9 protein-coding genes are annotated in these 14,081 nt (G+C 62.7%); 6 read left to right on the top strand and 3 right to left on the bottom strand.

Annotation, left to right across the window (positions count from 1 at the left end; all coding sequences use genetic code 11):
- The first annotated feature begins 279 nt into the window (after nt 1-279).
- The 3 genes from ACQY4S_RS07925 to ACQY4S_RS07915 all read left to right on the top strand — a co-directional run bounded on the left by ACQY4S_RS07925 (nt 280) and on the right by ACQY4S_RS07915 (nt 6,290).
- A complete protein-coding gene (locus ACQY4S_RS07925) occupies nt 280-2,013 on the top strand; it encodes an MFS transporter (RefSeq protein WP_428484666.1) in 1,734 nt (577 codons plus the stop codon).
- Between the two features lie 517 nt (nt 2,014-2,530).
- Nucleotides 2,531-3,802, top strand: a complete 1,272-nt coding sequence (locus ACQY4S_RS07920; RefSeq protein ID WP_428484665.1) for a hypothetical protein — start codon at nt 2,531-2,533, stop codon at nt 3,800-3,802.
- A gap of 166 nt (nt 3,803-3,968) precedes the next feature.
- Nucleotides 3,969-6,290, top strand: a complete 2,322-nt coding sequence (locus tag ACQY4S_RS07915) for a xanthine dehydrogenase family protein molybdopterin-binding subunit (RefSeq protein ID WP_428484664.1) — start codon at nt 3,969-3,971, stop codon at nt 6,288-6,290.
- Between the two features lie 114 nt (nt 6,291-6,404).
- Here the strand turns inward: ACQY4S_RS07915 and ACQY4S_RS07910 are convergent, their stop codons facing one another.
- Nucleotides 6,405-6,920, bottom strand: a complete 516-nt coding sequence (locus tag ACQY4S_RS07910) for an ester cyclase (RefSeq protein WP_428484663.1) — start codon at nt 6,918-6,920, stop codon at nt 6,405-6,407.
- Between the two features lie 299 nt (nt 6,921-7,219).
- Between ACQY4S_RS07910 and ACQY4S_RS07905 the strand changes: the two genes are divergently transcribed.
- Both ACQY4S_RS07905 and ACQY4S_RS07900 read left to right on the top strand, forming a co-directional pair.
- Complete coding sequence (locus ACQY4S_RS07905) at nt 7,220-8,722, top strand: flavin-containing monooxygenase (RefSeq protein WP_428484662.1); 1,503 nt, start codon at nt 7,220-7,222, stop codon at nt 8,720-8,722.
- Between the two features lie 289 nt (nt 8,723-9,011).
- A protein-coding gene (locus tag ACQY4S_RS07900; protein ID WP_428483280.1) for an IS630 family transposase occupies nt 9,012-9,954 on the top strand; the annotation gives its coding sequence in 2 pieces (ribosomal slippage) (nt 9,012-9,347 and nt 9,349-9,954; 942 coding nt in all).
- A 12-nt stretch (nt 9,955-9,966) separates the two neighbouring features.
- Here the strand turns inward: ACQY4S_RS07900 and ACQY4S_RS07895 are convergent.
- Both ACQY4S_RS07895 and ACQY4S_RS07890 read right to left on the bottom strand, forming a co-directional pair.
- Nucleotides 9,967-11,343 carry an NAD(P)/FAD-dependent oxidoreductase gene (locus ACQY4S_RS07895; RefSeq protein WP_428484661.1) on the bottom strand — a complete coding sequence of 459 codons (1,377 nt, stop codon included), beginning with the start codon at nt 11,341-11,343 and terminating at the stop codon, nt 9,967-9,969.
- 183 nt (nt 11,344-11,526) lie between these two features.
- Nucleotides 11,527-12,834 (bottom strand): NAD(P)H-dependent oxidoreductase, encoded by a 1,308-nt coding sequence (locus ACQY4S_RS07890; protein WP_428484660.1) that lies wholly within the window; start codon nt 12,832-12,834, stop codon nt 11,527-11,529.
- Between the two features lie 281 nt (nt 12,835-13,115).
- On the opposite strand from ACQY4S_RS07890, the gene ACQY4S_RS07885 reads away from it, so the two are divergent.
- On the top strand, nt 13,116-14,081 hold a 966-nt coding region (locus ACQY4S_RS07885), incomplete at its 3' end, for an ISAs1 family transposase (RefSeq protein ID WP_428484659.1).

Genomic DNA, 14,081 nt, shown 5'->3' with positions numbered 1-14,081 from the left:
GGTGAGCAACGGCCCTGCGCTGCCCACCACGGCTTGGACAAAGAAGCTGCACCGCCCGACCGAACTGATGGTCCTTCAACTCACGTCAGTCAGATTGAATGCAAGTCGAACTGTTCAGTGCCAAGAATGTGGTCAGTCCGCCTCTGTTACCCAAATTAGATTTCAGGTAAGCAGTGTTTCACCGGTCATTCAAGACGATGGCAGGTGTTCGACAGCGTTAGGCGCCGAGAAACGTCATCCGGTTCGAACGATACAAATCGAAAGGGAGGCTTCAAGGCAATGAGTGCATCCGCGACACCAGCGGGCGTGATCGCCCCTGCCGCTCGCCCGATGACGCGTGACGAGAAGAAGGTCATTTTCGCCTCGTCGCTCGGCACCTTGTTCGAGTGGTATGACTTCTTTCTGTACGGCTCCCTGGCGATGATCATCGGTGCCAAGTTCTTCGGCCAGTTCGATGAGAACACCCGCAATATCTTCGCGCTTCTCGCCTTCGCCGCCGGCTTCCTGGTGCGCCCGTTCGGCGCCCTTGTATTTGGCCGTGTCGGCGACATGGTTGGCCGCAAATATACCTTCCTGGTGACCATCCTGATCATGGGATCGTCAACCTTCATTGTCGGCCTGCTGCCGACCTCCGACCAGATCGGCCTGAGCGCGGCGGTGATCCTGATCGGGTTGCGCATGCTGCAGGGTCTGGCTGTGGGCGGCGAATATGGCGGGGCGGCGACCTACGTGGCGGAACACGCCCCGCGTGGTCGGCGCGGTTTTTACACAAGCTGGATCCAGACCACCGGAACGATGGGCCTGTTCCTGTCGCTGCTGGTCATCCTGCTGACCCAGTCGGTCATGAGCGCGGCCGATTTCCGCGCCTGGGGCTGGCGGGTGCCGTTCCTGCTATCCATCATATTGCTGGGCGTCTCGGTCTGGATCCGCCTGCGGCTGAGTGAAAGCCCGGCGTTCCTGGCGATGAAGGCCGAAGGCACACGCTCCAAAGCGCCACTGACCGAGGCGTTTTTCCAGTGGAAGAACGCCAAATGGGCAATCCTGGCGCTGTTCGGTCTGGTCGCCGGGCAGGCGGTGGTCTGGTATGCGGGGCAGTTCTACGCGCTATTCTTCCTGACGTCGGTGTTGAAGGTGGATGGCTTCACCGGCAATCTGCTGGTGGCCTGGTCGCTGGCGCTGGGCACCGGCGGGTTCATTCTGTTCGGCTGGCTGTCCGACAAGATTGGCCGCAAGCCAATCATCCTGGGCGGCTGCATCATTGCCGCGCTAACCTACTTTCCGGTGTTCAAATACATGGCCGATACCGCCAACCCGGCGCTTTCGCGCGCGCATGAGATGGTGAAGGTGGTGGTGCTGGCTGATCCGGCCGACTGCTCCTTCCAGTTCAATCCGGTCGGGACCGCGAAGTTCACCAGTAGCTGCGACGTGGCCAAAGGCGCGCTGGCGCGGGCGTCAGTGGTCTATTCGCAGCAGGACGCGCCGCCGGGCACCGCCGCGACGGTGCGCATCGGCGACAAGTTGGTGGCCGTGAGGGGGGCAACGTTCGCCAAGGATCTGGCGGACACGCTGACCGCGGTGGGCTATCCCGCCGCGTCCAATTCGTCGGTGGTGAAGATGGCGCATCCGTGGGACATCTTCCGGCCGCAGCCACTCACGCTGGTGCTGATCCTGACCTTCCTGATGGTGCTGGTCACCATGGTTTATGGACCGATTGCCGCCGCGTTGGTGGAATTGTTTCCGACTCGAATCCGCTACACGTCGATGTCGCTGCCATACCACATCGGCAACGGCTGGTTCGGCGGCCTGCTGCCGGCCACCATGTTCGCAATGAACGCCCAGAATGGCAGCATATACTTTGGGCTTTGGTATCCGATTGTCATCGCCGCTGCCACGGCGGTCATCGGGCTGCTGTTCATTCCGGAAACCAGGAATCGCGACATCTTCGCGAATGATGCCTCGGTTCATTTCGGCGATACGAACCTGGCTTTTGACCGGAACGCGGCAAGTTACTGAAGTCTGCTCTCCGAGGGCCGGCGGAAACGCATTGCTTCGCAATGGATTGTGGTGAAAGCGAGGCGTCGTTGAGCGCGGGTTGAACGCCGATCCTGAATACGGATGAACAACAGTGAGATAATGAGTGATTCCGGCAGTTCTTGTAGGTGGAGAAGGCAGTCGGGAGCGTCGGCAGACGCTGTTCAAGGTGGCTGCGCAAGTTTCCGAAAAGGCGTAGCGTAGTGGCATTGGCCGTTTGTCGTCGGCTCTCGATCAGGCATTGCGAGCTGTGTCTGAAGCGGCGGCGCAAGCGTTGCTAATCAGCGGAACGCTACAGGCTATCAACGGGACCTGTGGCGAAATGCGGCAGTCATTAATTGTACCTATTAACGATCGGTGATGATAAAGTGTTGAAACTAAAATGTCTTAAACTTGATCAACACTTCCGCTCCATACCATCGTAGTATTTCAAGTGACGTTAGAACGGCGGCCGCAACCGCTGCTCACCGAACGTCATCGATGGGATAAGGGGAAACAAATGAGACTTCACGCAACACATCCATTGGCAAGACGTTGTGGAATTGCATCAACTTGGCTGGGCCCGATTGCCGCGGCGCTGCTGGTTGCCGGCGGCATCCCGGCACGTGCCGATGAACACATGGTCCTGGTTGACAAGATCGACGTCGGCGGCGCTGGCCTCGGCGCGTTCGACATCAGTTTCGACGATCCCAAGATCGACCTTTACGTCCTGGCCGATCGGACCAACGGCTCGGTGGATTTCTTCGATGCGAGCGACGACACGTTCACCGGTCGCGTGGGCGGTTTTCAAGGTGTCGTGCTTAACGCGAACGGCACGGCGAACAACGGCCTTTCGGGTCCGGACGGCGTTGTCATCATCAACCACAATGAGGTCTGGGCGGGTGACGGGAACAGCACGTTGAAGGTGATCAGCATCGCGCAGTTCGCGGTGACTGACACGATCCCGATCACCGATCCGACCAATCCCAGCGTGAAGATGCGCGTCGATGAGATGGCCTGGGACGCCACCGATCACATCATGGCGGCCGCAAACAACGCCAACACGCCACCGTTCATCACGATGATCAATACCGACACGCACCAGATCCTCGGGCAGATCGTGTTCAACGGCAAGAACGGCACGCCGGACGCAACCACCACAGGGATCGAGCAGCCGCAGTGGTCGCCGAAGACGGGCTTGTTTTATGCATCCGTGCCGCAGATCTCGCCGAGCGATCCCACCCAGGGCGGCGTCGCCGTAATCGACCCCATCAGCATGAAGGTCACTGCGATCTATCCGGTAACGAACTGCACGCCGGGCGGCCTCACGCTCGGTCCGCGCCATGAAGCCATGATCGGCTGCAGCGGAATATTCGGAAAAGCACCGAATGTCATCTCCCAGTCGCTGATCATCAATCTTGATAACGGCGACATCAAGGCCGCGATCACCCAGGCTGGCGGGAACGATGAAGTCTGGTACGACAAGGGCACGCAGCATTATTACCTGGCGGCACGCAGCAATGAAACGCCCGACGGCGTTGCCAAGCCGATCCTCGGCACCGTCGATGCCAACTCGTACGCCTATGACGGCGGCGTCGCGACATCCACCACCGCACACTCGGTCGCGGCCGATAGCCGGTCGCATCATGTCTTCGTGCCGATCGGGTTCGTGCCGCCGGGCAGCCCAGCCGGAACCGACACCACCAATCCCTGCCCGACGAAGGGCTGCATCGGTGTCTACCTGCCATCGTCTATCGACGATGACGACGGCGGCAAGCTGGCGAAGCACTGAACCGTCAGGTCAGCCGAAACGCCTGACGTCCCGGACAAGGCCTGACCAGGCGGCCTTGTCCGGTGCACGCCAACCGGCACCGGGCATGACCGACTGGCATGACCCGAATCGCACTTCCCGCCAAACCCGCTATGCTGCCCGCCGACAACAACGGGGAGCACAGGCAATGGCCACAATGCAGGCAAAATCCGTCCGGCGACGCGAAGACCTTCGGCTGCTAACCGGCCAGGGCAACTACGCCGCGGATGCCGCGCCGACCGGACTGGCGACGGCGGTGTTTGTCCGCTCCCCCCACGCGCATGCACGGATCGAGCGTATCGACACCGCCGCCGCCGGTGCGCTGCCCGATGTCCTGGCGGTCTATACCCACGCCGATCTGACCGATGTCGCGCCGATCGCCGGTGGCATCGGCTTTCTTCGTCCCGATGGTGGCCCCGCGCCGAAGACCGACCGGCCGCTGCTGGCGACCGGCAGGGTGCGCTTCGTCGGCGAACCCGTGGCCATGATTGTTGCCATGACCCGCGCCGCGGCCTTGGCGGCGGCCGAGATGGTCGCTGTCGACTACAGCAGCTTGCCGGTCGTCACCGAACCCGCCGCCGCGCTGGCCGCCGGCGCCGCGGTGGTCTGGGACGACGTGCCGGACAATATCGGCTTCCTATGGCAGCGCGGCGACGCCGCGGGCACCGATACGGCACTCGCCCGATCCGCGCACGTCACCACCCTGGACTTCACCGTCTCCCGCGTCACCGCCAACAGCCTGGAGCCGCGTGGTGCCTGGGCCTGCATCGCCGCCGACGGCCGGATCGAGGTGCATGCGTCGCACCAGTCGCCCTTCGCACTGCGCAACGGCATGGCGAGCGGCAACTTCGGCATCCCGAACACCGAAATCCGAGTGCTGCCAGGCGATGTCGGCGGCTCTTTCGGCATGAAATCGGGGGTGCATCAGGAATCGGTGCTGGTCGCCTGGGCGGCGCGCCGTCTGGGGCGCCCGGTACGCTGGATCTCCGACCGCACCGAAGGTTTCCTCACCGACGAACAGGCGCGCGAAATGCGTGTTTACGCTTCGCTTGGCCTGGATACGGACGGCAAATTCAGTGCGCTGAAGCTGCGCTGGGATGTGAACCTGGGTGCCTATGTCTCCGGTCGCTCCGCCTGGGGCGTCGGCAACATCGGCGGCATCGCCGGGGTCTACGTCATCCCCTTCATCGAGGCCCAGGTCTGCGGCGTGCTGACCCACACCGTGCCGACCGCCGCCTACCGCGGTGCCGGCCGGCCGGAAGCCACCTACGCCATCGAGCGCCTGATCGACGTCGCCGCTCGCGAAACCGGCATCGATCCCTACGAACTGCGTCGTCGCAACCTGATCCCACCAGCGGCAATGCCATACAAGACTGCCCTGACCTTTACCTACGACTGCGGCGAATTCGAGGGCAACATGCGGGACGCCACCGCGCTGGCCGACTTCCACGCCTTCCCGCACCGCCAGGCTGAAGCCGCGCGAGCCGGCAAGCTGCGCGGCATCGGCCTGTGCAACTGCATCGAGGTCGCCGGCGGGCCGTTCCTGCGCCCGGCCAAGGACACCGCCAGCCTGCGCCTGACGGAAGACGGCGGCCTGCTGCTGCGCTCCGGCTCCATGTCGGTCGGACAGGGACTGGAGACGGCTTTCACCCAGCTCGTCGCCGCCCGCTTCGGCCTGTCGCCTGACCAGGTGCGCTGGCAGGGCGGCGATACCGACCTGCTGCCCAGCGGCAAGGGCAACGGCGGATCGGGCGCTTTGTGCATCGGCGGATCGGCGGTGACCCTCGCGGTAGACAAGGTGATCGAGAAGGCTCGGCGCATCGCGGCCGAGATGCTGGAAGCCGCGGTGGTGGACGTGGAACTGGCCGATGGCCGGTTCACGATCGCCGGCACCGACCGCTCGGTTGATCTGGCAGCGGTGGCACGCTGGACCCACGATCCGGCGCATGTCCCGCCAGGCGAGGAGGGCGGTCTGGTCGAGAGCGGTGAGTTCTCGCCGACCGCCGTCACCTTCCCGAACGGCACCCATATCTGCGAGGTGGAAATCGACCCGGATACCGGTATGACCGAAATCGTCGGCTACAGCGCGGTGGAGGAACTCGGCAGGGTGCTGAACCCGATGCTGGTCGCCGGCCAGATCCATGGCGGCGTGGTGCAGGGCGTCGGCCAGGCGCTGGGTGAAGCAATCCTGCACGACGCCGAGTCCGGACAGATGCTGACCGCGTCCTTCATGGATTATCAGATGCCGCGCGCCGACGATTATCCCGAATTCCGTCTGGCAACGCGGGAGGTGCCGACGGCGGTCAATCCGTTAGGCGCCAAGGGTGTGGGCGAGGCCGGCACGGTGGGCGCCCTGGGTGCCGCGATGAACGCCATCAACGACGCGCTGGCGCCCTTAGGCATCCGGCATTTCGACATGCCGGCGACCCCGGCGCGGGTCTGGGCGGCGATCCAGGCGGCAAAGCGGTAAGCGGCGCGTTATCCTTCCCTGATTGGCGGCTGGCCCTGATTGGCAGATGTATGGCGCGCCGGTGCATTTTCCGGCAACGGCTTTCCAGTCATAAAGCCAACGATGGAATCAGTTTCATTGCATCATCGCATTGCTTGGCAGCGTCTTGTCAACGACCTTGCGGGCTTGTTCCGCGCCGGAAATCGGCAGACCGGTCGCATCCAGCAAGCCGATCTGTAACAGGACCGAGGCCTGATCCCAATAGATGTGCTCATGCACCAGCTTGTCATCCTGGAACTGCACGATCGCCACCATCGGCACCGCCACCGTGCGCCCGGTCGGGGCGATGCCGGGCAGCATCCAGTCAACGGCGGTCGTATGGGTAAAATGCAACACGAACTCGTCCACGACACGATCGGTGCCGACAGTGCGGCTGACCGGGGTCATGGCGAGATCCGGCGGGTTGGCACCAATGAAGTGGTTCGCGTAGAACCGCTTCAGTGCATCATGCCCGACACCGCCCGTCATGGTCGGGATATGGTTGACGTATGGTTCGGCAACCATCGTTGCCATCGTGGCATCAACATCTCTTGTTTCGAACTCGTAGCGGCAATGCGCCTCCCACAAGGTCACCAGATCATGATCCGCCATGGTAGATCCTCCTGATTACGAGAGTACATGACTCAGGCAGGCCTCGCCAGCCCTGCCCAACAGGCAGGCAGCGCCTGAACCGGCGCGTCGTGCATGGCGTCCGAATTGCTGTGACGTGGCAGGTGCGCGCGAACGAGTGGCCGCCGACGCGCAGGCCTGTTGCATAGTGAAGCGTGTCCACCTGGGAAAGCGGCCCTCGCGTCTGCCCAGCAAACGGGTTATTCTATTCATCTGTAACACCCGGCGGCCGGCTTTGCAGTCCATGGCAGCCCCGCCAAACGACAAAGAAGATCGACCCCATGTCCGAAACAGCCACATTGGCCCGACCCGCGTCGCGGACCGCCGAACACTTCGAAGTCCTGATCGTCGGGGCCGGCATATCCGGCATTGGTGGGGCCTATCACCTGACCAAGCAGTGCGCAGGCACCAGCTTCGTTGTCCTGGAAACCCAGGACAGCTTCGGCGGCACCTGGTGGACGCACCGCTATCCAGGCATCCGGTCCGACAGCGACCTGCACACCTTCGGCTACCGCTTCAAGCCCTGGACTAGCGCGCCGATCGCGACTGCGGCCGAGATACTTGCATATATGCGCGACGTCATCGCGGAGAACGACCTCGGCCGGCACATCCGCTATCACCACAAGATTGTCTCGGCCAGTTGGTCAAATGACCAGGCGCTGTGGGCGATCGAGGCGATCCGCACGGACACCGGCGCACCGGTCCGCTTCACCACCAACTTCCTGTGGATGTGCCAAGGCTACTACCGCCACGACAAGGGCTACACGCCCAAATGGGATGGGATGGAAAGCTACCAGGGCCAGATCATCCATCCGCAGTCCTGGCCGGACGATCTGGACTACAAGGGCAAGACCGTTGTCGTCATCGGCTCCGGCGCCACCGCGGCGACATTGGTGCCGGCGATCGCGGATGATTGTGCCCATGTCAATATGCTGCAGCGCTCGCCGACCTATTTCCGTGCCGGCCGCAATGCCATCGCGCTAGCCGAGGAGTTGCGGGAACTGGGCATCGAGGAGACGTGGATTCACGAGATCGTCCGCCGCAAGATCCTGCACGACCAGGACGCCTTCACCCGCCGCACCTTTACCGAGCCGGAGGTGGTGAAGCAGGAACTGCTCGGCGTGGTGCGGGCGTATCTGGGGGAAGACTACGACGTGGACACGCATTTTACGCCGAGCTACCGGCCTTGGCGGCAGCGCATTGCGTTCATTCCAGATGGGGATCTATTCCAAGGCATCCGCCGTGGCAAGGCGTCGGTCGTTACTGATGAAATCGAGCGGTTCACCGAGACCGGCCTGCTGCTGAAGTCCGGCAAGCTGCTGGACGCGGACATCATCGTGACCGCCACCGGATTCAACCTGAATGTCCTCGGTGACATCGGCTTTACGATCAACGACAAGCCGCTGGTGTTTTCCGATACAGTGACGTACCGCGGCATGATGTTTACTGGCGTGCCGAACATGGCCTGGGTGTTCGGCTATTTCCGCGCGAGTTGGACGCTGCGGGCCGATTTGGTGGGCGACTTCGTATGCCGGTTGCTGATCCACATGAAACAGAAAGGCGCCCGGATGGTCACGCCCTCGCTGCGGCCGCAGGACAAGGACATGCCGTTGCTGCCTTGGATCGATCCGGAGAACTTCAATCCGGGCTACATCATGCGCGGCATGCATCTGCTGCCGAAGCGCGGCGACAAGTCGGAGTGGCAGCATACGCAGGATTATTGGGCGGAAAAGGATGAGTTTCCGGAGATTGATTTGAATGATGCGGCGTTTGCCTATTCCTGAAATGCGCGGCTGTTGCGGTACCCTGCGTCGCCGCGCCTGATTTGCGAGTATTCCCTGGAACGGGCAGAATAGTGCGGTTCAAGACATCGACGAGGAACATGCCTAGTTTTGCATTGGATCACGTCACAACCGTATCTGGAAGAAGACAGATGTAGCAGGTATAGTCTCGGTATCAGTTCCTGCGCCACACTAGAGCATGATCGTTTTAAGTTGACTCCTGCGTGAGTAGGGGTTCCGGCGCGGCCTAAAATCTGATCCAAGCTGTGGGCTGGGTCGGAGGCCAGCATGGATGGGTGCTCCTTACACGTTGGATTTGCGAGAACGCGCTGTCGCGGCATTCCGCTCAGGCAGGAGCCGGCTTGAGACGGCGACCCTCTTCCAGGTCAGTGAGTCGTCTGTGCAGCGGTGGTCGCGGCTGGATCGACAGAAGGGCAGCGTGGCGGCGCAGGGGCTGGGTGGTCATCGGCCCTTCGCACTGGCCAACGAACGCGACAGGATTATCGAACGGATTGCGCAACAGCCGGATCTGCCGTTGCGCGCACTGCTCGCTGAGTTGCAAGACCGTGGCATCACGGTGAGCTATTTTGCTGTCTGGAACATCGTTGACCGCGCTGGTCTCAGCTTTAAAAAAAAGCCTGCACGCCAGCGAGCAGGATCGTCCCAATGTTGCCCGTCGGCGCCTGCAATGGCAAAAGCGGCAGGATAAAGTTGATCCCAGACGGCTTGTTTTTGTAGACGAAACCTGGACGAAGACGAACATGACCCCGATCCGGGGGCGGTGCCCGGTCGGCCAGCGTCTGCTCGCCAAGGTGCCGCATGGTCATCGCCAGACGCAAACCTTCGTTGCCGCCCTGCGATGCGACGGCATTCATGCGCCATGCCTGCTCGATCAGCCGATGAACGCGATCAGTTTTCGCGCCTATGTCGAGCAGTTCCTGGTGCCGACGTTACGACCGGGCGACGTTGTGATCATGGATAATCTGAGCAGTCACAAGGGCCCTGTCATCCGCAAGGCAATCCGGACAGCGGGTGCAAAGCTGATTTTCCTGCCACCCTATAGTCCCGACCTCAACCCGATCGAGCAGGTGTTCGCCAAACTCAAAACCCTGCTGCGCAAGGCCAACGCCCGCACCATCGACGCAGTGATCGAAGCGATCGCCAAGCTCCTCGACGAGTATACCGTCGAAGAATGCGCCAATTACCTCGTCAACTCCGGCTACGGGTCAACCTAAAACGATCATGCTCTAAAGAATGCTCTTGGTAGCATTCTCTTTCAGCTCCGCCATAAGCGCCTGGTCGTTGTAACGGCCGAGCGTGAACGCTGGTGCGTAGTCCGGCTGCGCCGCACCGGCGATCCAGGCGGCGCACAGGGCTCCCGTGGCGGTTGCACTCATGATTCCAAAGCCGGACAACGCCCCGGCCATGAAGGCGCCTGGTGTATGCATCGGCCCGATTAACGGCCAGTTCTCCGGCGTCATGGCATAGTATCCACCGTAATGCCGAGCGCCACGTGGCAGGCGTCCAAGGTAGGTTTGCAGGGCGGGATTGAGGCGGCTTGCTCCACGCAGCACCACGTCGGGAAAGTTTGGGTCGATTGGCGGCTCGCTGGCCGGGTCGCTGGCGGTCGCGTTGTAGGCCCAGCCGAGCGTGATCCAGCTTCCTTCGTCACCGGCCTCGGGACGCTGGTGGATGCCGCCGGGCATAGTTTCCAGCAATATGCTGCCTTCGGCTTCGGAGGATAGCAGCGCCCGTTCCTCGTCGGTCCAGAGGAGCATCTGGCCGTCGAGATCAATTGTGAATGGCAGTGTGCGAGGGATGGCCCGCGCGCGGTCCTCGAACGCAATCTTCTGTTGATAGATGCAACTGACCGGCAATGTCTCACCCAGCATTGCCGCGACCTCGGTGAAGAAGGGGCCTGCAGCATTGACCACGCGATCCGCGCGAAGACTTGCCGTCCCGTCCTTCTCCCGCACGGTCAAGGTGAACGCTGCATCCCTATCAATCGCCGTGACGCGTGCTCGGCGCACCTGGCCACCGGCGGCGCGGATCGACTCCAGCATGAACTGCCCGAGCTGCTGCGCACTGATATTCCCGGCCCGGCGGACGTGCAGGATGGCACCGATGTCGGGGGCGAGGCCGGGGAAGTGTTCCTGGATCAGCGCACGATCTAGCAGCACGTCGACACCGTCGGGCGCGGCCTTCCAATCGCTTGAAGTCGCCGGCCGGTAGCGACCTGCGCCGCTGCTCTCATGGGTGCGGATTAGGCTTGTGGCACGAACGCCGTAGCCACGGTGCAAATCGGCGAGAAGGTCCTCGGGCGTGCTGCGCCGCGTGGCCAGGGCATAGCCGCGCCGGGTCATGTGGATGCGGTTGCCGCTGGCGCGTGCGATATCTTCGAGCAGGTTGATGGCGTAATCGGTGAAGGCGGTCATGAACGGATGCGGCCACCAGTTGCGGTAGTTCTCACCCGACTGGGCTGACGTAAGCGCCATCGGGTCGCCGGAATCGAGCAGGACGATACGTTTGACTCCGTGATTGACGACCAGATAGTAGGCAACGGCAATGCCGATGTTGCCGGCTCCGATGATGGCGACGTCAGTCGAATCAGCAGGTCTGGTCATCTGTCTCTCGTTCAAGATGCGCCACATGTTATGACATAAGTGGACCGAGGCGAATGTCTCCCGCGGAAGGTCCGCCATGGGTAGGCTACGGTCCTACTCGGTGACCCAACGCCGTGCCGGTCGCTGGCGCCGCGGCGAGGCGGCGATGATAATCGCGAATGGCGGTCCTGGCGCGCGCGGGCGTTATTCCGCCGGGAACGCCGCCTCCGTCGCTCGCCGATAGCGATACGCCTCATCCGCCGCATCGATCCGCACGTCATCCCAGGTTACCGGCTGCCCCATCGGCACGTCGCGCAGCAACGGCACCCGGTTCGCCAGCCCGATCGGCAGGCCGCCGTGCTGAAGACTGTCCGCCGCTGTCATCAGCTTACCCCAGACGCAGGCGCCGCCCTCGCCATCCAGCACCTCGCCCGCGCGCAGGTCGCGCTTGGCGGTGGAGACGACATCGCCGCGGAACCCCGTCGGTACACCGGTCGCCTCCCGCCGCAGCGCCGCCGACAGGATTGAGATGTTGAGCTCCAGTCCGATCAGGTGGAACGGACGATACAGCGCCGAGATCCGTCCCGTGGCATCGGTGACCACGCCGTATTCCTGGAAGCAGCGGGCGGCGTAGTCGTTCGGCGCTTCGAACACCACGAACACGCCCCAGCGCAGATCGTTCGTCACCGGACTGCCGTCGCGATGGACGCTGGAGATCACCTCGACCTGGCCGGCATGGTGTAGCGTGCCGGCATTGCCTGGGCGCAGCATGTCCGCCATCTGGTGCGTGCCGACCGGCGGGAACGCCAGCCCGTCCGGCGGCGGCGTCAGGCCCGAGGCATTGGCCACCGCCGCCATCTCGATCGCCGATTTAGTGCCATCAAGAAATGAGTTGAACATCTGCGGGTTCATCCCGCCGCGGCGCGCCTGCTCCGCCGTCAGGCCATAATGGCCCCAGACCGTCTCCGGGGTAGAGGCGTGGTATTCGGGCCGGTATTTTGTGCCTTTGCCGGCGGCGATGATCGGAAAGCCGCAGGACCGTGCCCAATCCACCAGTTCACAGATCAGTGCCGGCTGGTCGCCGTAGGCCAGGCTGTAGACCACGCCGGCGGCCTCGGCCTCCCGCGCCAGCAGCGGGCCCGCCAGGACATCGGCCTCCACATTCACCATGACGATGTGCTTGCCCTCGCGGATCGCGCTGCGCGCATGGGCGATACCGGCGGGGGCGTGGCCAGTGGCCTCCACCACCACCTCGACCTCGGGCAAGGCGATCATGGCTGTCGCGTCATCGACGAAGCGGGTGGCGGCGATGCGTTCCGTTGTCCAGCCGACGGCGCGGCAGGCGGCGCGGGCCTGATCAGGGGACAGGTCGGCGATAGCCGCGACCTCCAGCCCCGGCGTGGTCGGCACCTGCGAGAGGAACATCGAACCGAATTTGCCGGCGCCGATCAACCCGACCCGCACGGGCTTTCCATGTGAGGCGCGCTTTTGCAGCAGCCGGTACAGGTTCATGGGTTTTCCTCCAAGTGCATGTCGAGAAACACTTTATATCTCAAGAACGAAGAATTGACACGGTCCGCCTGCACCGTTCGCATCCGAGACGCCCCTACGATACCAGCGGGGCGGAAACAGCTCCGTATCCCGCTTGGGCTTGTTTTTGTCCTTGATAGCAGCTCGACGTTTGGGCGGTCTAGCAGTCCCGCCGGCAACCCAGGGCGATCGCTTGAGTGGTTGAGGGATTCCCGTGCGGGCTAGAATCGGATTCATAGGAAGCCTCTCATCAGGAGGTCTCTATGTCCATGCCAAGCCAGCCCTGCTTCTTGTCCCACTTCGCGGCCCTCCGGGACCCGCGCCAAGCGACGAAGGTGCTATATCCTCTACCGGAAATCCTGTTGCTGATGCTCTGCGGGACCATCGCCGGTGCGGACGACTTTGTCGAAATCAGCCTGTGGGGCAGCGAACGCCAGGGCTTCCTCCGCCGTTTTCTGCCGTTCAAGCACGGCATCCCGAGCCACGACACATTGTGCGACGTGATCGCGGCGATTGATCCTGAGCTGTTCAAGACATGTTTCCTGACCTGGGTAGACGGGTTGCGGACTGACACGCCCGAGATTATCGCGATCGATGGCAAGACCTCGCGTCGCAGCCATGCCCGCGGCAAAGGGCGTCTGCCGCTGCATACGGTGTCCGCCTGGGCGACGCGTCAGCGATTGGTCCTTGGACAAGAGGCGGTGTCGGCGAAATCCAATGAGATCACCGCCATTCCTGTGCTGCTGCGTCGTCTGGAACTGGCCGGCGCGTTGGTGACCATCGATGCCATGGGCACGCAGAAGGAGATTGCCCAGACGATCATCGAGGGTGGTGGCGATTACGTGCTGGCCTTGAAGGAGAACTGGCCAGCGACCTATGCCGAAGTGGAAACCGTCTTTGCCGATCCACCACCAACGCTGACGCTGCAAAGCTTCGAGACCGTCGATGGCGACCATGGCCGGATCGAAACCCGCCGCCATACGATCTGCCACGACATCAACTGGCTGTTCGCCGAGCGGCGTCATCCGGGCGAATTTGCATTCCCTGGCCTGACCGCCATCGGCATGATCGAAAGCGAAACCGAGCGGGGCGGCGTTATCCAGACAGAAACCCGATACTACCTGTGCTCAACCAAACTCAGTGCCGAGACCCTCGCCAGGGTCGTGCGGAGCCACTGGGGCATTGAGAACCGGCTGCACTGGGTGCTGGATGTGGTATTCCACGACGAT

The organism is Rhodopila sp., assembly GCF_965276935.1.
Classification (GTDB): domain Bacteria; phylum Pseudomonadota; class Alphaproteobacteria; order Acetobacterales; family Acetobacteraceae; genus Rhodopila.
The sequence above is the reverse complement of the archived record's forward strand: the minus strand, read 5'-3'. Positions and strand labels throughout refer to the sequence as shown.